A 16,738-nucleotide genomic window follows, 5' to 3' on the forward strand; every position below is an offset into this window, starting at 1 on the left:
TTTCCCTCCTTCTTATTAAAAGTTTAATCCGCCTTCTCTAGCTCCTTCAGCTAATTCTTTAACTCTACCATGATATAAATATCCACCACGGTCAAATATAACTTTATCTATTCCTTTTTCTAATGCTTTCTTAGCAACAAGTTTTCCTACAAGTTTAGCAGCTTCTTTATTTCCTGTAGCTTTTACTTGATCTTTTATTTCGCTTTCTAAGCTTGAAGCAGCAACTAATGTAGTTCTGTTTACATCATCTATTATTTGTGCATAAATGTTGCTGTTACTTCTGAAAACATTTAATCTAGGTCTTTCAGCTGTTCCAGAAACTTTCTTACGAACTCTTCTATGTCTTTTCAGCCTAGTTTCGTTTTTGCTCGCCTTATTGAACACTTATATTCACTCCTTTCTATTTCTTACCTGTTTTACCTTCCTTACGTCTTATAACTTCTCCAGCGTACTTAATACCTTTACCTTTGTATGGCTCTGGCTCTCTCCAAGCTCTTATCTTAGCAGCGTAGTTTCCTACTAATTGCTTATCTATACCTTTAACTAGTATCTCAGTTTGACTCGGAACCTCTACAGTTATTCCTTCTGGATCTTCCATTTCAACTGGATGAGAGAATCCTAAACTCATAACTAATTTTTTACCTTGTTTTTGTGCTCTGTATCCTACACCAACAAGTTCTAGTTTTTTCTCGTACCCTTTAGTTACACCTTCTATCATGTTTGCAATTAAAGTTCTTGTTAAACCGTGTAAAGATCTATGTCTTTTGTTATTTGTTGGTCTTTCAACAGTTATAACATTTCCTTCAACGTTTATTTTTATGTCAGATGCAAATTGCTTGCTTAGTTCTCCTTTTGGACCTTTTACTACTACATTGTTATTTGCGTCTACGTTAACTTGTACACCTTGTGCTATTTCAATTGGTTTTACACCTATTCTTGACATGCCTACACCTCCTTACATCTGTATAATTTATTACCAAACGTAGCAGATTACTTCTCCACCCGTATTTTCTTTTCTTGCTTGTTTATCTGTTAATATACCTTTAGAAGTAGATATTATAGATACTCCTAATCCGTTTAAAACTTTCGGTATCTCATCTTTAGCCGCATAAACTCTCATTCCTGGTTTTGATATTCTCTTTATACCAGTTATAACTCTTTCACCAGCTTTTCCGTACTTTAATTGGATTCTTATTATACCTTGCTTTCCATCTTCTATAACGTCATATCCTTTTATAAATCCTTCTTCTAAAAGAATTCTAGCTATTTCTTTTTTTATGTTTGAAGCAGGTATGTCAACTGTTTCGTGCTTAACCATGTTTGCATTTCTTACACGAGTTAGCATATCTGCAATTGGATCTGTCATTGTCATCGCTTAAACCCTCCTTCCGTTTATCTTACCAGCTTGATTTTTTAACGCCAGGTATTTGTCCTTTGTAAGCTAATTCTCTAAAGCATATACGACAAATACCGAACTTTCTTAAAACAGAATGTGGTCTACCACATATAGTACATCTTGTATATTCTCTCGTTTTGTACTTTTGTTTTCTCTGTTGTTTAACAACCATTGCTTTTCTAGCCACTGGAGTCCCTCCTTATTTACTTACTAAATGGCATTCCTAATAACTTTAATAATTCACGAGCTTCTTCGTCAGTGTTTGCAGTAGTAACGAATATTATATCCATACCACGAACTTTATCTACTTTATCGTACTCTATTTCAGGGAATATTAATTGTTCTTTAACCCCTAGAGAGTAGTTTCCTCTACCATCAAATGAATTAGATTTTACACCTGCGAAATCTCTAACCCTTGGTAAAGATATGTTCATTAATTTATCAGCAAAGTGGTACATTTTATCTCCTCTTAAAGTTACTTTAGCTCCTACAGGCATACCTTCTCTTAATCTGAAGTTTGCTACTGATTTTTTAGCTTTAGTAACAACAGGTTTTTGACCACATATTATAGTTAATTCTTCAACTGCTTTCTCTAATCCTTTTGGATTATCCTTAGCATCTCCAAGTCCCATGTTTATTACTATTTTCTCTAACTTTGGCACTTGCATTATGTTTTTATAACCAAACTTCTCCATTAAAGCTGGTACAACTTCATTTTTATACTTTTCAGTTAATCTTGAAGCCATTTTAGTCCCTCCTTTCGATATTACGTTGAATTATATTTCTTCTCCGGTCTTTTTAGATATTCTTACTTTTGTTCCGTCAGCTAAGAACTTGTGTCCAACTCTTACACCTTTTCCTGCTTTAGCATCAAATAACATAACATTTGAAACGTGGATTGACGCTTCTTTGTTTATTATTCCGCCTTGTTGAATTTTAGCGTTTGGTTTTTGGTGTTTTGTTATCATGTTAACACCTTCAACTATAACTCTTTGAGTTTTAGGCATAGCTTTTAATACTTTACCTTTTTTACCTTTATCTTTACCCGTTATAACTACAACAGTGTCACCTTTTTTAACGTGCATTTCGTACACCTCCTTAATTATAATACCTCTGGTGCAAGTGAAACTATCTTCATGAAATCTTTTTCTCTTAATTCTCTTGCAACAGGTCCGAAGATACGAGTCCCTACAGGAGTTTTATCATCTTTTATTATAACAGCAGCATTTTCATCGAATTGTACGTAGCTACCGTCTTTACGTCTTAAACCTTGCTTAGATCTAACTATAACAGCTTTAACAACTTTACCTTTTTTTACAACTCCACCAGGCGTTGCACTTTTTACGCTAGCAACTATAACATCGCCTATATTACCAGCTTTTCTTTTACTTCCTCCTAAAACACGTATGCATAATAATTCTTTAGCTCCTGAGTTGTCTGCAACTTTTAAACGTGTTTCTTGTTGTATCATAGTAATACCTCCCTTCGCTCTTACTTCTCAGCTTTCTCTATGATTTCCACTAATCTCCAGTTTTTATCCTTCGATAATGGTCTTGTTTCCATTATTTTAACCTTATCGCCTATCTTGCATATATTATTCTCGTCGTGAGCTTTGTATTTCTTAGTTCTTTTTACCGCTTTTGAGTATAACGGGTGACGAACGAAGTCTTCTACTGAAACAACTATTGTTTTTTCCATTTTGTCACTTACTACACGACCGATTCTTACTTTTCTTCTTCCTCTTTCCATTTTAAAGCCTCCCTTCTGTATTAAGCTCTAAGTTCCTTTAATTCTCTTTCTCTTAGGATGGTTTTTACTCTAGCTATATTCTTTTTAACAAATTTAACTTGAGCTGTATTTTCAAGCTGTCCTGTAGCCAATTGGAATCTTAAGTTAAATAACTCACCTTTTAATTCATTTAGCTTTTGACCTAGTTCCTGGCTTGTCATATCTCTTAAATCTTTAGCTTTCATCAGCTTCACCACCCTTTACTTCAAATTCCTCACGTTTTACAAACTTACATTTTACAGGGAGTTTATGCATTGCAAGTCTCATAGCTTCTCTAGCTTTTTCTTCTGGTACACCAGCAAGTTCGAACATTACTCTTCCCGGTTTAACTACAGCTACCCAGTATTCTGGAGAACCCTTACCAGCACCCATACGAGTCTCAGCTGGTTTTCTAGTTACAGGCTTGTGAGGGAATATCTTTATCCAAACTTTACCCCCTCTTTTTATATATCTAGTCATAGCGATTCTGGCAGCTTCTATTTGGTTAGAAGTTATCCAAGCTGGCTCTAAAGCAACAAGTCCAAATTCTCCGTAAGTAACTTTGTTTCCTTTGTGAGCTTGACCTGTCATTCTACCTCTATGAACTCTACGACGTTTTACTCTTTTAGGCATTAACATGAGTATCTTCCTCCTTCCTTAACTCTATATTACTCTTCTCTTTTTTCTCTTCTTGGTCTAAAGTTTCTGTTATCTCTTCTATCGTTCTTTTTGTTATCTTTTCTATCGTTTCTTTTCTTTGGCTCTTCTACTCTTGGAGTTGCTCCATTTCTAGTTGGAAGTACTTCTCCGTTACAGATCCACACTTTAACTCCTATTTTTCCGTAAGTAGTGTTAGCTTCTGCAAATCCGTATTGTATATCAGCTCTTAATGTTTGAAGTGGTACATTTCCTTCGCTGTATCCTTCAGTTCTAGCCATTTCAGCTCCACCAAGTCTACCAGAAGTTGCAACCTTGATTCCTTTCGCTCCAGCTTTCATAGCTCTTTGTATTCCTTGCTTCATAGCTCTTCTGAAAGCAACCCTTCTTTCTATAGCTAATGCTATATTTTCAGCAACTAATTGAGCATCTCTTTCTGGATTTTTTACTTCGTTTATGTTTATTACAACACTTTTCTTAGTCATGTTTTCCATTTCGTTCTTTAAAGCTTCGATTCCTGCTCCACCTTTTCCTATTACCATTCCAGGTTTTGCAACAAATAAGTTTATTTTAACTTTGCTAGCCGCTCTTTCTATTTCAATTTTAGATACTCCAGCAGTGTTTAGTTTAGCTTTTAAAGCCTTACGGATTTGGTGATCTTCTAATAATAAGCTTGCGAACTCTTTTTTGTTAGCGAACCATCTAGAGTCCCAATCCTTAATTACTCCAACTCTAAGACCGTGTGGATTAACCTTTTGTCCCATTTATTTCCCTCCTTATCTCTCTTTTAATACTACTCCTATATGGCTAGTTCTCTTTCTTATTGTAGTAGCACGACCCATCGCTCTTGGCATGAATCTCTTCATAGTAGGTCCTTGATTAGCATATATTTCAGCTATATATAACTTATCAACGTCCATGTTTTGATTATTTTCTGCATTAGCTGCAGCAGATTTTATAACTTTCGCTACTATTGGAGCTGCTGCTCTTGGAGTATATTTTAATATAGCTAACGCTTCGTTTACATTCTTACCTCTTACAAGATCAGCTATTTGGCCTGCTTTTCTAGGTGTTACACGTACATATTTAGCAATTGCTTTAGCTTCCACATTAATTACCTCCTTCCTTAAATCACTATCTTCTTTTAGAAGTTTTCTCGTCGTCTTTGTGTCCTTTGAAAGTTCTTGTAGGAACGAATTCACCTAATTTATGTCCAACCATATCTTCAGTTACATAAACAGGTACATGTTTTCTTCCGTCATGAACAGCTATAGTGTGTCCTACCATTTGAGGAAATATAGTTGATGCTCTCGACCAAGTTTTTATAACTTTCTTTTCGTTTGCTTCGTTCATTTCTTCTATTTTCTTTAAAAGTCCAGCGTGAATAAAAGGTCCTTTTTTAGTTGATCTTCCCATGTTTCTTCCTCCTTTCCAGTCTCCTAGATATTACCTATTTCTTTCTTCCTGATACTATCATTTTATTAGAAGCTTTATTCTTCTTACGAGTCTTATGTCCAAGAGTTGGTTTACCCCAAGGAGTAACTGGTGTTGGTCTTCCTATAGGTGCTCTACCTTCTCCACCACCGTGTGGATGGTCATTAGGGTTCATAACAGATCCTCTAACTGTAGGTCTTATACCCATATGTCTCTTTCTACCAGCTTTACCTATAGTAACATTTTCATGCTCTAAGTTTCCAACCTGACCGATTGTCGCTTTGCAGTTTGCGTTTACGTATCTCATTTCTCCAGATGGTAATCTTAATAAAGCATTTTTTCCTTCTTTAGCCATTAATTGAGCTGCTGCTCCAGCAGATCTAACTAACTGACCACCTTTTCCTGCTTTCATTTCTATGTTGTGAACTAATGTACCAACAGGAATGTCTTTTAATTTTAATGCATTTCCTACTTTTATATCTGCTTCTTCTCCAGATACTACCATAGTTCCAACTTTTAATCCATTTGGAGCTAATATATATCTTTTCTCTCCATCTACATAGTGAAGTAATGCTATATTAGCAGATCTGTTTGGATCGTACTCGATAGTAGCAACCTTAGCAGGTACACCATCTTTATTTCTTTTGAAATCTATTATTCTATATTTTCTCTTCGCTCCACCACCATGGTGACGAACAGTTATTTTACCTTGAGCATTTCTACCAGCATTTTTCTTTAATGTAACAAGTAATGATTTCTCCGGCTCTTGAGTTGTTATTTCATCAGAAACTAAAACCGTCATGTGTCTTAAACTAGGAGTAATCGGTTTAAACTTCTTAATTGCCATCCTGTTTCCCTCCTTCTTTCTATAGGTTTGTTAATTATGCTCCTTGGAAAAACTCTATTTCTTTGCTGTCAGCAGTTAATTTAACAACAGCTTTCTTGAAACTAGATGTTCTTCCTTCGTGTCTTCCCATTCTTTTTAATTTTCCATCGTAGTTTAGAGTGTTTACTTTTTCCACTTTTACACCGAATATAGTTTCTACAGCTTTTTTAACCTCAGTTTTGTTAGCTTTTTTATCAACTATGAAAGTGTATTTTTTCTCTGCCATTTCAGCCATACTTTGCTCTGTAACAACAGGTTTTATGATTATATCATGTGGATTAGTCATTACGCGTACACCTCCTCCACTTTTTTAACAGCGTCTTTAGTTATTATGAACATATCATGTTTTAATATATCGTATACATTGATTGTATTTGTTAAAGCAGTTTCTACTCCTGGAATGTTGTTAGCTGATTTTATTACGTTTTCGTCTTTTTCAGCTAAAACAACTAAAGCTTTCTTTTCTACTTTTAAGTTGTTAAGTATTTTAACGAATTCTTTAGTTTTTGGAGCATCCATGCTTAAAGAATCTAAAACTATGATCTCTCCGCTATTAACCTTAGCAGTTAAAGCACTTCTCATAGCAAGTTGTCTTACCTTCTTAGGTAAAGTATATCTGTAATCTCTTGGTTTTGGAGCGAATACTACTCCTCCACCTATCCATTGTGGAGATCTTATGCTACCATGTCTAGCTCTTCCTGTTCCTTTTTGCTTCCAAGGCTTTCTTCCTCCACCTCTTACTTCTGCTCTAGTTTTAGCAGATTGAGTACCTTGTCTTTTGTTTGCTAATTGATTTTTTACCACTTCGTATAAAACGTGCTCATTTACTTCTACTCCGAACACATTTTCCGATAACATGATTTCATCAATCGCTTCACCATTTATGTTGTATACCGCTACTTTTGGCATATTATTTCCTCCTTTCTTACCTCGATATTAACTATCCGTTTTTAACCGTTTCTTTTATAGTTACTAAAGACTTTTTAGGTCCTGGTATAGCACCTTTTACTAATATAAGGTTCTTTTCAGCATCCACTTTAACTATTTCTAAGTTTTGAATAGTTACTCTTACAGCTCCCATGTGTCCTGCTAATTTTTTACCTTTGAATACTCTTCCTGGGCTAGTTCCAGCTCCTAAAGAACCTGGTCCTCTGTGGTATCTAGAACCGTGACTCATAGGTCCTCTGCTCTTACCATGTCTTTTTATAGGACCTTGGAATCCCTTACCTTTAGAAGTTCCTGTAACATCCACTTTGTCTCCAGCTGAGAATACATCAACTGATATTTCTTGTCCTACTGTGTAATCAGTAGCGTTTTCTACTCTGAATTCTCTTAAGAACTTTTTGTAAGCTAAGTCAGCTTTTTCAAATTGTCCTTTTTCAGGCTTGTTTAAGCTTTTTGGTTTTACTTCTCCAAAACCAACTTGTACAGCGTTGTAACCATCAACTTCTTTAGTTTTGATTTGAGTAACAACCATAGGACCTGCTTCTACAACAGTAACCGGTATAACTCTACCTTCTTCATCGAAAATTTGAGTCATTCCTAATTTTTTTCCTAATATTCCTTTCATTCTTTGACACCTCCTATAATCTTACAGCGGATTGCAATATAGCAATCATCCTAAGATAAGGTTTATCTATATCCATATCTTAGCTATCTAAATTATTATAATTTGATTTCTATATCAACACCAGCAGGTAAGTCAAGTCTCATTAAAGAATCAACTGTTTTTGCTGTTGGACTAGATATATCTATAAGTCTTTTGTGAGTTCTTATTTCGAACTGCTCTCTAGAGTCCTTATATTTATGAACTGCTCTTAATATAGTTACCACTTGTTTCTCAGTTGGTAGTGGTATTGGACCTGAAACTTTAGCTCCAGTCTTTTTAGCTGTTTCAACTATTTTTTCAGCTGATTGATCTAGTATTTTGTGATCATATGATTTTAATCTTATTCTTATTTTTTCATTACTAGCCATTTTATTTCCCTCCTTCATCGCACGTTATATTGTTTACGTACGACTTGACACCGATAAACTGTTCCGGGTGTGTTGCATTTTGTAAAACAGAAACATTAATACACGGTATCACGTCGCCCGATTCTAAGATACGAACATACTCGATAAAAATTACCTGGTATACCAGCAACCTTTTATTTCATCGCACTCTGCAAACACACTATTATAGTTTATATCAAATCTCATCATATTTCAAGCTTTTTTTGTCGCAAATTTCATTGTAATTTTTTTGAAAAAAAGAGAAGGAATACTCCTTCTCTTTCAGTATATTATTCTATTATAGTAGCAACTACTCCTGCTCCTACTGTTCTTCCACCTTCACGGATAGCGAATCTTAATCCTTCTTCGATTGCTATTGGAGTTATAAGTTCAACTGTTATTGTGATGTTATCTCCAGGCATTATCATTTCTGTTCCTTCTGGTAACTTGATAGCTCCTGTAACGTCTGTTGTTCTGAAGTAGAATTGTGGTCTGTATCCATCAAAGAATGGAGTATGTCTTCCACCTTCTTCTTTCTTTAATACGTATACTTCTGCTGTAAACTTAGTGTGAGGCTTTATTGTTCCTGGCTTTGCAAGTACTTGTCCTCTTTCGATTTCGTCTCTTTGTACTCCTCTTAATAATGCTCCTATGTTATCTCCAGCTTGCGCTTGGTCTAATAACTTTCTGAACATTTCTACTCCTGTACAAACTATTTTTCTAGTTTCTTCAGCAAGTCCTACTAATTCAACTTCGTCTTGTACTTTTAATACTCCTCTTTCTACTCTTCCTGTAGCAACTGTTCCTCTTCCTGTGCTTGAGAATACGTCTTCTACTGGCATTAAGAAAGTTTTGTCTACATCTCTTTCTGGCTCTGGAATGTATGCATCTATTTGCTCGAATAATTCTACTATTTTATCTCCCCATGGTCCCATTGGATCATTTAATGCTTGAAGAGCTGATCCTCTTACTATTGGAGTGTCATCTCCTGGGAACTCATATTGATTTAATAAGTCTCTTACTTCCATTTCAACAAGCTCTAATAATTCTTCATCGTCTACCATATCACATTTGTTTAGGAATACTACAATGTATGGTACACCAACTTGTCTTGATAATAGTATATGCTCTCTTGTTTGAGGCATTGGACCATCTGCTGCAGAACAAACTAATATTGCTCCGTCCATTTGTGCTGCTCCTGTTATCATGTTCTTAACGTAGTCAGCATGTCCTGGGCAGTCAACGTGAGCGTAGTGTCTGTTTGGTGTTTCGTACTCAACGTGTGCTGTTGATATTGTGATTCCTCTTTCTCTTTCTTCTGGAGCTTTATCTATGTTTGCAAAGTCTACTGCTTCTCCAAGCCCATATCTTGCATGTAATGTCTTTGTTATAGCAGCTGTTAATGTAGTTTTTCCGTGGTCAACGTGTCCTATTGTTCCGATGTTAACGTGTGGTTTAGTTCTTTCAAATTTAGCTTTTGCCATTTTGAACCCTCCTTAAATTTTATTAATTCTAAGATTTGTTATGTATGATAGGGCTAGCGCCCTACCATATTTATAATTAATTATTTATTTTCTGTTATCTTCTTAGCAACTCCTGCTGGAACTTGCTCGTAGTGATCGAAGATCATTGTGTATGTTGCACGTCCTTGAGACATAGATCTTAATGTAGTAGCATATCCGAACATTTCAGATAGTGGAACAAATGCTCTTATTACTTGAGCTCCCATTCTAGCTTCCATACCTTCTATTCTACCACGTCTTGAGTTAAGGTCTCCCATTACGTCTCCCATGTAGTCTTCTGGAGTAACTACTTCAACTTTGAAGTATGGCTCTAAAAGACAAGCGTCAGCTTTCTTCATAGCATCTTTAAATGCCATAGAAGCAGCAACTTTGAACGCCATTTCTGAAGAGTCAACCTCATGGTAAGATCCATCGTATAACTCAACTTTAACGTCAACAACTGGATATCCTGCGACAATACCAGCTTCCATAGCACCTTGGATACCTGCATCAACTGGTCCAATGTACTCTTTAGGTATAGCTCCTCCAACAACTTTGTTAACAAACTCATATCCTGCACCTGGTTCTTGAGGCATAACTCTGATCTTAACGTGACCGTATTGTCCTCTACCTCCAGATTGCTTAGAGTATTTGTGTTCAACGTCAACAGCTTTAGTGATAGTTTCTCTGTACGCAACTTGTGGTGCTCCAACATTTGCTTCTACTTTGAACTCTCTTAGTAATCTGTCAACGATTATTTCAAGGTGAAGTTCTCCCATACCTGCTATTATTGTTTGTCCAGTTTCTTCATCAGTACGAACTCTGAAAGTTGGATCCTCTTCAGCAAGTCTTTGAAGAGCAATACCCATCTTTTCTTGAGCTGCCTTAGATTTTGGCTCTATAGCAACAGATATAACTGGCTCTGGGAATTCCATTGACTCAAGAATTATAGGATGAGCTGGATCACATAAAGTATCTCCAGTTGTAGTATCTTTAAGACCTACAGCAGCAGCTATATCTCCTGCGTAAACCTCTCCTATCTCTTCTCTTGAGTTAGCATGCATTTGTAGTATACGTCCAATTCTTTCTTTCTTATTCTTAGTAGCATTTAGTACGTAAGATCCAGAATTTAACACTCCTGAATAAACTCTGAAGAAAGCAAGTTTACCAACAAATGGGTCAGCCATTATTTTGAATGCTAATGCAGAGAATGGCTCTTCATCGCAAGAATGTCTTTCAGCTTCTTCTCCATTTGGAAGTATACCTTTTATAGCTGGTATATCTGTTGGAGCTGGCATGTAGTCAACAACTCCATCAAGCATAAGCTGAACTCCTTTATTCTTGTAAGCACTTCCACAGAATACTGGGTTCATTTCACAAGCTATAACAGCTTTTCTTATAGCTGCTTTAATTTCTTCTTTAGTTAACTCTTCTCCATCTAGATATCTCATCATTAACTCTTCGTCAGTTTCAGCTGCAGCTTCAACTAATTTTTCTCTCCACTCCTGAGCTAAATCCATCATATCTTCTGGAATGTCAACTATTTCTATGTTTTGACCTAAGTCATCTCTGTACATTCTAGCATTCATTTCTATAAGGTCTATTATACCTTCGAATGTTTCTTCTTTTCCTATAGGAAGCTGTACCGGAACAGCATTAGCTCCTAATCTATCTTTCATCATTTGAACAACATTATAGAAATCTGCTCCTAATATATCCATTTTGTTTACAAATGCTATTCTAGGAACTCTATATTTGTCAGCTTGTCTCCATACATTTTCTGATTGAGGTTCAACTCCACCCTTTGCACAGAAAACAGCAACCGCTCCGTCTAGTACACGTAAAGATCTTTCAACTTCTACAGTGAAGTCTACGTGTCCTGGAGTATCTATAATGTTAATTCTGTTATTATTCCATTGACAAGTTGTAGCAGCAGAAGTTATTGTTATACCTCTTTCCTTCTCTTGCTCCATCCAGTCCATAGTTGCTCCACCTTCGTGTGTTTCGCCTATTTTGTGGCTAACACCTGTGTAGAACAGAATTCTTTCAGTAGTAGTAGTTTTACCTGCATCTATATGAGCCATTATACCTATATTTCTTGTTCTCTCTAAAGGAAATTTTCTTGGCAATGTACTCTCTCCTTTCTGATGTTAGACATCAGTTTCTCTATCTTACCATCTATAGTGAGCAAATGCTTTATTAGCTTCTGCCATCTTATGAGTATCTTCTTTCTTCTTAACAGATGCTCCTGTGTTGTTAGCTGCATCCATTATTTCTTTAGCTAATTTTTCTACCATTCCTTTTTCTCCACGAGCTCTAGAATAGTTAACTAACCATCTTAATCCTAAAGTTTCTCTTCTGTCTGCTCTTACTTCTACAGGAACTTGGTAGTTAGCTCCTCCTACACGTCTAGCCTTAACTTCTAATACCGGCATTATGTTGTTCATAGCTTTTTCGAACACTTCTAAAGCGTCTTCTCCGCTTCTTTCTTTTATAAGTTCAAAAGCACTATAAACTATATTTTGAGCTTTTCCTTTTTTACCATCTATCATTAAGTTGTTTATTAATTTAGTAACAACTTTACTTCCATACATAGGATCTGGTAAAACTTCTCTTTTTGGAACATTTCCTTTTCTTGGCATTTTACTTCCCTCCTTAATCATTTTTTAGATCATCGGTACTCGACAATTTACATTGCCGTGATGCCTAAATATATATATATTTAAAGCACCGAACCATTAATTAATTATTTTTTAGCAGCCTTAGGTCTCTTAGCACCATATTTAGATCTTGCTTGCATTCTCTTATCTACTCCTGCAGTATCTAAAGAACCTCTTACTATGTGGTATCTTACCCCTGGAAGGTCTTTAACTCTTCCTCCTCTTATAAGAACAACACTGTGCTCTTGTAAGTTGTGTCCTTCTCCAGGAATGTATGCAGTAACTTCTATACCATTAGTAAGTCTAACTCTGGCAACTTTTCTTAAAGCTGAGTTAGGTTTTTTAGGAGTTACAGTCTTAACAGAAGTACATACACCTCTTTTTTGTGGCGAACTCATATCTATACTTCTCTTGTTTAATGAGTTGAAACCTTTTTGTAATGCTGGAGCAGTAGATTTAGATTCAACCGCTTGTCTTCCTTTACGAACTAATTGATTAATTGTTGGCACTACGTGCACCTCCTTCCAAAATTTTGGCTTTTATTTTTTTAATATTCCAGCTATAGCAGTTCCCACATCTATAGAGCAGGCTTTGCCAAGCTTTTTAACTGAGTCAACATAAATTATATTTATGTTTTTTTGTTTTGACATTTCCTCTACATTTCTTACAATATGTTTTTCTGCGTCTTGTGCTATGAATACTGTTTCAACTTTGTCTTCTTTTAAGGCTCTTGTTGTTTGTTTGGTGCCTACTACTTTTTTAGAAGTTTTTAATTCTTCTAGATTCATAAAGTTTCCTCCTTATTAAACACAAGGGGGAAAATCCCCCGAATGTTCAAAAGTCAACTTTTGTTAAAATTACACACTTTTATATTTTATACTATACACTATTAAGTGTCAATAGATGTTTGTTAAAGCTTATTTTGTAAGTTTATTCCGCTTTTTCCACTGCTATATTTTTATATCTCTTCATTCCTGTACCTGCTGGAATTAATTTTCCGATGATTACATTCTCTTTTAGTCCTATAAGTTCATCTTCTTTTCCTTTTATAGCAGCTTCAGTTAATACTCTTGTTGTTTCTTGGAACGATGCAGCAGATAAGAATGATTCTGTAGCAAGCGATGCTTTTGTTATACCTAGAAGAACCCTCTTAGCCACAGCAGGATTTCCACCGTTTTCTATGGCTTTTTCATTCTCTCTATTAAATTCTAGTATGTCTACAAGACTTCCAGATAATAAAGGAGTGTCACCCGATTCTTCTATTTTAACTTTTGCAAGCATCTGTCTAACTATTACTTCTACGTGTTTATCATTTATGTCAACACCCTGCATTCTATAAACCCTTTGTACTTCCTTAACTATATAATCCTGAACTCCTAGTACACCTTTAACACCTAGTATGTCATGTGGATTTATAGATCCTTCCGTAAGTGGATCTCCTGCTTCTATATACATTCCATTCTTAACTTTTAGTCTTGATCCATACGGTATTGCATAAGTCATAGTTTCTCCATTTTCAGGAATTACGTTAACTTCTTTCTTTCTTCCTGTTTCGTCAACTTCAACTCTTCCTGATATTTCTGATATTACAGCTAATCCTTTTGGCTTTCTAGCCTCAAATAGCTCCTCTACCCTCGGAAGACCTTGAGTTATATCTCCTCCTGCAACTCCTCCTGTATGGAATGTACGCATCGTAAGCTGAGTTCCCGGCTCACCTATAGATTGAGCTGCTATTATCCCTACAGCTTCTCCTATGTTAACTTCTTTACCTGTAGCTAGGTTTCTTCCATAACACTTAGAGCATACTCCATGAGAAGTTTTACAGTTAAGAACTGTTCTTATCTTAACTTTTTCAAGTCCAGATGCAATAATTCTTTCAGCATCATCTTCAGTAATCATTGTATCTGCAGGAGCTAAAACTTCTCCAGTTTGTGGATGAATTATATCTTCAAGTGTATATCTTCCTACTATTCTTTCGTATAGTTCCTCTATAACTTCATTTCCATCTTTAAATGCTGCAACTGTTAATGCTTCATTTGTTCCACAATCAACTTCTCTAACTATAACATCTTGACTGACATCAACAAGTCTTCTTGTAAGGTATCCTGAGTCAGCTGTACGAAGAGCAGTATCGGCTAGACCTTTTCTAGCACCGTGTGATGATATGAAGTATTCAAGTACTGAAAGTCCTTCACGGAAGTTAGACTTAACTGGTATTTCAACTGTTTTACCAGCTGCATTGGCCATAAGACCACGCATTCCACCAAGCTGTCTTATCTGGTTTTTACTACCTCTCGCTCCTGAATGAGCCATTATGAATACATTGTTTAATCTTCCAAGACCTTTCATTAAGGCATCAGTTACATTTTCTGTTGTCTCTGTCCATATTTGAATAACTTTTTCATATCTTTCATCGTCAGATATTAATCCTCTTCTAAATGCTCTTTCATACTTTTCTACTTGTTCTTCTGCTTTAGATATTAACTCATACTTTTCTTTTGGTATATCCATATCTGCAACAGCTATTGTTATAGCTCCTTTTGTAGAGAACTTAAATCCTAATTCTTTTATATTATCTAGCATTATAGCTGTGATTGTATTTCCATGTCTTCTAAAGCACTTGTCTATTATTTTACCTAATTGCTTTTTATCAACTAAGAAGTCTACTTCAAGTGCATACTTATCTTTATTTCTATCAACATAACCTAAATCTTGCGGTATATTCTCATTGAATATAAATCTTCCAACTGTACTTTCAACTAACTGTCCTTTATCTTCAGGGCTAAGTTTCTTTCTAACTTTTACTTTAGCATGAAGGCCTACAACTCCGTTTTGATATGCAAGTAGCATCTCGCTGTAATCTTTGAATATAGATCCTTCTCCCTTTTCTCCAGGTATATCTATAGTTAAGTAATAACTTCCTAATATCATATCCTGAGTAGGTGTAGTTATAGGTGCACCGTCTTTAGGAGCAAGTATGTTATTTGTAGATAACATTAGGAATCTAGCTTCAGCCTGAGCTTCTACTGATAAAGGTACATGGACTGCCATTTGGTCTCCATCGAAGTCAGCATTATACGCTGTACATACAAGAGGGTGAAGTTTTATTGCTTTACCTTCTACTAAAACTGGCTCAAACGCCTGTATACCTAATCTATGCAGAGTAGGGGCACGGTTTAGTAATACTGGGTGTCCTTTTATAACTTCCTCTAAAACTCCCCAAACTTCTGGTTTTACCTTTTCAACCATTTTCTTAGCATTCTTTATATTGTGAGCAAATCCTCTTTCTACTAATTGATTCATAACAAATGGTTTGAAAAGCTCTAGTGCCATTTTCTTAGGTAGACCACATTGATAGAATTTAAGTTCTGGTCCAACTACTATAACCGAACGTCCTGAGTAGTCTACACGCTTACCAAGTAAGTTTTGACGGAAACGTCCTTGTTTTCCTTTTAGCATGTCGGATAATGATTTTAAAGGTCTGTTTCCAGGACCCGTAACAGGTCTTCCTCTTCTTCCATTATCTATAAGTGCATCAACAGCTTCCTGAAGCATTCTTTTTTCATTTCTAACTATTATATCTGGTGCTCCAAGTTCTAAAAGTTTCTTTAATCTGTTATTTCTATTTATTACTCTTCTATATAAATCATTAAGGTCTGATGTAGCAAATCTTCCTCCATCTAGTTGCACCATTGGACGAAGATCTGGAGGAATTACTGGTATAACATCTAGTATCATCCATTCAGCTTTATTGTTTGATTGTCTAAATGCTTCTACTACCTCTAATCTTCTTATAGTTCTTATTCTTTTTTGTCCAGTGCTATCTTTAAGCTTGCTTTTTAACTCTTTTGATAGTTCTTCAAGATCAAGGTTTGAAAGTATTTCCTTTATAGCTTCAGCACCCATTCCTGCTTTGAATGTATTGCCATACTTTTCAATTGAATCTCTATATTCTTTTTCAGTTAAGAGTTGTTTTTCACTTAATCCTGTATCTCCTGGATCTATTACTATATAAGATGCAAAGTAAAGTACTTTTTCTAAAGATCTTGGAGACATATCTAGTATAAGTCCCATTCTACTTGGTATTCCTTTGAAGTACCAAATGTGAGATACTGGCGCAGCAAGTTCTATATGCGCCATTCTCTCTCTTCTAACTTTTGATTTTGTAACTTCAACTCCACATCTATCGCAAACTACACCTTTGTATCTAACTCTTCTATATTTACCACAATTACACTCCCAATCTTTTGTTGGGCCGAATATTCTCTCACAGAATAGTCCATCTTTTTCTGGTTTTAAAGTACGGTAGTTTATAGTCTCAGGTTTTTTAACTTCACCTTTAGACCATTGTCTGATTTTTTCTGGAGATGCTAATCCAATTTTTATAGATTCAAAATTGTTTAGTTCAAACAAGGAGTCTCTCTCCCTTCTTATATGAATT

General features: G+C 35.6%; 24 protein-coding genes. All 24 read right to left on the reverse strand.

The window, feature by feature from the left end:
* Positions 1-15: 15 nt before the first annotated feature.
* Positions 16-384, reverse strand: a complete 369-nt coding sequence (gene rplR / locus CLOTH_RS09145) for a 50S ribosomal protein L18 (RefSeq protein ID WP_079413332.1) — start codon at positions 382-384, stop codon at positions 16-18.
* A gap of 16 nt (positions 385-400) precedes the next feature.
* Positions 401-943: a 50S ribosomal protein L6 gene (gene rplF, locus CLOTH_RS09150; protein ID WP_079413333.1), complete on the reverse strand. Its 543-nt coding sequence runs from the start codon at positions 941-943 to the stop codon at positions 401-403.
* Positions 944-973: 30 nt separating this feature from the next.
* Positions 974-1,372 carry a 30S ribosomal protein S8 gene (gene rpsH, locus CLOTH_RS09155; protein ID WP_079413335.1) on the reverse strand — a complete coding sequence of 133 codons (399 nt, stop codon included), beginning with the start codon at positions 1,370-1,372 and terminating at the stop codon, positions 974-976.
* A 25-nt stretch (positions 1,373-1,397) separates the two neighbouring features.
* Positions 1,398-1,583 carry a type Z 30S ribosomal protein S14 gene (locus CLOTH_RS09160; RefSeq protein ID WP_079413337.1) on the reverse strand — a complete coding sequence of 62 codons (186 nt, stop codon included), beginning with the start codon at positions 1,581-1,583 and terminating at the stop codon, positions 1,398-1,400.
* A gap of 16 nt (positions 1,584-1,599) precedes the next feature.
* Positions 1,600-2,142, reverse strand: coding sequence for a 50S ribosomal protein L5 (gene rplE / locus CLOTH_RS09165; protein ID WP_079413339.1), 543 nt, complete (start codon positions 2,140-2,142; stop codon positions 1,600-1,602).
* A gap of 30 nt (positions 2,143-2,172) precedes the next feature.
* Complete coding sequence (gene rplX, locus CLOTH_RS09170; protein WP_079413341.1) at positions 2,173-2,481, reverse strand: 50S ribosomal protein L24; 309 nt, start codon at positions 2,479-2,481, stop codon at positions 2,173-2,175.
* Positions 2,482-2,498: 17 nt separating this feature from the next.
* Positions 2,499-2,867 (reverse strand): 50S ribosomal protein L14, encoded by a 369-nt coding sequence (gene rplN, locus CLOTH_RS09175; RefSeq protein ID WP_079413343.1) that lies wholly within the window; start codon positions 2,865-2,867, stop codon positions 2,499-2,501.
* A gap of 20 nt (positions 2,868-2,887) precedes the next feature.
* On the reverse strand, positions 2,888-3,145 hold the full coding sequence (gene rpsQ / locus CLOTH_RS09180; RefSeq protein WP_079413345.1) for a 30S ribosomal protein S17: 258 nt from the start codon (positions 3,143-3,145) through the stop codon (positions 2,888-2,890).
* Positions 3,146-3,165: 20 nt separating this feature from the next.
* On the reverse strand, positions 3,166-3,369 hold the full coding sequence (rpmC, locus tag CLOTH_RS09185; protein ID WP_079413347.1) for a 50S ribosomal protein L29: 204 nt from the start codon (positions 3,367-3,369) through the stop codon (positions 3,166-3,168).
* Complete coding sequence (gene rplP, locus CLOTH_RS09190; protein WP_079413349.1) at positions 3,359-3,802, reverse strand: 50S ribosomal protein L16; 444 nt, start codon at positions 3,800-3,802, stop codon at positions 3,359-3,361. Before rplP ends, rpmC begins: the two co-directional genes overlap by 11 nt.
* Before the next feature lie 29 nt (positions 3,803-3,831).
* Positions 3,832-4,584 carry a 30S ribosomal protein S3 gene (gene rpsC / locus CLOTH_RS09195; RefSeq protein WP_079413351.1) on the reverse strand — a complete coding sequence of 251 codons (753 nt, stop codon included), beginning with the start codon at positions 4,582-4,584 and terminating at the stop codon, positions 3,832-3,834.
* 12 nt (positions 4,585-4,596) lie between these two features.
* Positions 4,597-4,929, reverse strand: coding sequence for a 50S ribosomal protein L22 (rplV, locus tag CLOTH_RS09200; protein WP_079413353.1), 333 nt, complete (start codon positions 4,927-4,929; stop codon positions 4,597-4,599).
* A gap of 25 nt (positions 4,930-4,954) precedes the next feature.
* Entirely contained in the window at positions 4,955-5,236 is a 282-nt protein-coding gene (gene rpsS / locus CLOTH_RS09205; protein WP_079413355.1) for a 30S ribosomal protein S19, read from the reverse strand.
* Positions 5,237-5,270: 34 nt separating this feature from the next.
* A complete protein-coding gene (rplB, locus tag CLOTH_RS09210) occupies positions 5,271-6,101 on the reverse strand; it encodes a 50S ribosomal protein L2 (RefSeq protein WP_079413357.1) in 831 nt (276 codons plus the stop codon).
* 34 nt (positions 6,102-6,135) lie between these two features.
* Positions 6,136-6,426 carry a 50S ribosomal protein L23 gene (rplW, locus tag CLOTH_RS09215; RefSeq protein ID WP_079413359.1) on the reverse strand — a complete coding sequence of 97 codons (291 nt, stop codon included), beginning with the start codon at positions 6,424-6,426 and terminating at the stop codon, positions 6,136-6,138.
* On the reverse strand, positions 6,426-7,049 hold the full coding sequence (gene rplD / locus CLOTH_RS09220; RefSeq protein ID WP_079413361.1) for a 50S ribosomal protein L4: 624 nt from the start codon (positions 7,047-7,049) through the stop codon (positions 6,426-6,428). The genes rplW and rplD overlap by 1 nt, the downstream gene beginning before the upstream one ends.
* A 31-nt stretch (positions 7,050-7,080) precedes the next feature.
* The gene (gene rplC, locus CLOTH_RS09225) at positions 7,081-7,710 is read right to left on the reverse strand and encodes a 50S ribosomal protein L3 (protein WP_079413363.1); all 630 of its coding nucleotides are present in this window, start codon (positions 7,708-7,710) and stop codon (positions 7,081-7,083) included.
* 95 nt (positions 7,711-7,805) lie between these two features.
* Positions 7,806-8,117: a 30S ribosomal protein S10 gene (rpsJ, locus tag CLOTH_RS09230; RefSeq protein ID WP_066067326.1), complete on the reverse strand. Its 312-nt coding sequence runs from the start codon at positions 8,115-8,117 to the stop codon at positions 7,806-7,808.
* 308 nt (positions 8,118-8,425) lie between these two features.
* Positions 8,426-9,619, reverse strand: coding sequence for an elongation factor Tu (gene tuf / locus CLOTH_RS09235; RefSeq protein ID WP_079413365.1), 1,194 nt, complete (start codon positions 9,617-9,619; stop codon positions 8,426-8,428).
* Between the two features lie 80 nt (positions 9,620-9,699).
* Positions 9,700-11,766 (reverse strand): elongation factor G, encoded by a 2,067-nt coding sequence (fusA, locus tag CLOTH_RS09240; RefSeq protein ID WP_079413367.1) that lies wholly within the window; start codon positions 11,764-11,766, stop codon positions 9,700-9,702.
* Positions 11,767-11,808: 42 nt separating this feature from the next.
* The gene (gene rpsG / locus CLOTH_RS09245) at positions 11,809-12,279 is read right to left on the reverse strand and encodes a 30S ribosomal protein S7 (RefSeq protein ID WP_079413369.1); all 471 of its coding nucleotides are present in this window, start codon (positions 12,277-12,279) and stop codon (positions 11,809-11,811) included.
* Positions 12,280-12,383: 104 nt separating this feature from the next.
* Positions 12,384-12,806, reverse strand: a complete 423-nt coding sequence (gene rpsL / locus CLOTH_RS09250) for a 30S ribosomal protein S12 (protein WP_079413371.1) — start codon at positions 12,804-12,806, stop codon at positions 12,384-12,386.
* Positions 12,807-12,836: 30 nt separating this feature from the next.
* A complete protein-coding gene (locus CLOTH_RS09255) occupies positions 12,837-13,085 on the reverse strand; it encodes a ribosomal L7Ae/L30e/S12e/Gadd45 family protein (RefSeq protein WP_079413373.1) in 249 nt (82 codons plus the stop codon).
* A 142-nt stretch (positions 13,086-13,227) separates the two neighbouring features.
* Positions 13,228-16,710 carry a DNA-directed RNA polymerase subunit beta' gene (rpoC, locus tag CLOTH_RS09260; RefSeq protein ID WP_079413375.1) on the reverse strand — a complete coding sequence of 1,161 codons (3,483 nt, stop codon included), beginning with the start codon at positions 16,708-16,710 and terminating at the stop codon, positions 13,228-13,230.
* Between the last annotated feature and the right edge of the window lie 28 nt (positions 16,711-16,738).

Origin of the sequence: Alkalithermobacter paradoxus, from assembly GCA_002029295.1 — a bacterium.
Taxonomy (GTDB): Bacteria; Bacillota; Clostridia; order Peptostreptococcales; family Peptostreptococcaceae; genus Alkalithermobacter; species Alkalithermobacter paradoxus.

Bases quoted from the DNA above. Each gene is read 5' to 3' on its own strand.
- rplF (WP_079413333.1), bottom strand. From the start codon at position 943: ATGTCAAGAATAGGTGTAAAACCAATTGAAATAGCACAAGGTGTACAA.
- rpsH (WP_079413335.1), bottom strand. From the start codon at position 1,372: ATGACAATGACAGATCCAATTGCAGATATGCTAACTCGTGTAAGAAAT.
- rplE (WP_079413339.1), bottom strand. From the start codon at position 2,142: ATGGCTTCAAGATTAACTGAAAAGTATAAAAATGAAGTTGTACCAGCT.
- rplX (WP_079413341.1), bottom strand. From the start codon at position 2,481: ATGCACGTTAAAAAAGGTGACACTGTTGTAGTTATAACGGGTAAAGAT.
- rplN (WP_079413343.1), bottom strand. From the start codon at position 2,867: ATGATACAACAAGAAACACGTTTAAAAGTTGCAGACAACTCAGGAGCT.
- rpsQ (WP_079413345.1), bottom strand. From the start codon at position 3,145: ATGGAAAGAGGAAGAAGAAAAGTAAGAATCGGTCGTGTAGTAAGTGAC.
- rpmC (WP_079413347.1), bottom strand. From the start codon at position 3,369: ATGAAAGCTAAAGATTTAAGAGATATGACAAGCCAGGAACTAGGTCAA.
- rplP (WP_079413349.1), bottom strand. From the start codon at position 3,802: ATGTTAATGCCTAAAAGAGTAAAACGTCGTAGAGTTCATAGAGGTAGA.
- rpsC (WP_079413351.1), bottom strand. From the start codon at position 4,584: ATGGGACAAAAGGTTAATCCACACGGTCTTAGAGTTGGAGTAATTAAG.
- rpsS (WP_079413355.1), bottom strand. From the start codon at position 5,236: ATGGGAAGATCAACTAAAAAAGGACCTTTTATTCACGCTGGACTTTTA.
- rplB (WP_079413357.1), bottom strand. From the start codon at position 6,101: ATGGCAATTAAGAAGTTTAAACCGATTACTCCTAGTTTAAGACACATG.
- rplW (WP_079413359.1), bottom strand. From the start codon at position 6,426: ATGACTAATCCACATGATATAATCATAAAACCTGTTGTTACAGAGCAA.
- rplD (WP_079413361.1), bottom strand. From the start codon at position 7,049: ATGCCAAAAGTAGCGGTATACAACATAAATGGTGAAGCGATTGATGAA.
- rplC (WP_079413363.1), bottom strand. From the start codon at position 7,710: ATGAAAGGAATATTAGGAAAAAAATTAGGAATGACTCAAATTTTCGAT.
- rpsJ (WP_066067326.1), bottom strand. From the start codon at position 8,117: ATGGCTAGTAATGAAAAAATAAGAATAAGATTAAAATCATATGATCAC.
- tuf (WP_079413365.1), bottom strand. From the start codon at position 9,619: ATGGCAAAAGCTAAATTTGAAAGAACTAAACCACACGTTAACATCGGA.
- rpsG (WP_079413369.1), bottom strand. From the start codon at position 12,279: ATGCCAAGAAAAGGAAATGTTCCAAAAAGAGAAGTTTTACCAGATCCT.
- CLOTH_RS09255 (WP_079413373.1), bottom strand. From the start codon at position 13,085: ATGAATCTAGAAGAATTAAAAACTTCTAAAAAAGTAGTAGGCACCAAA.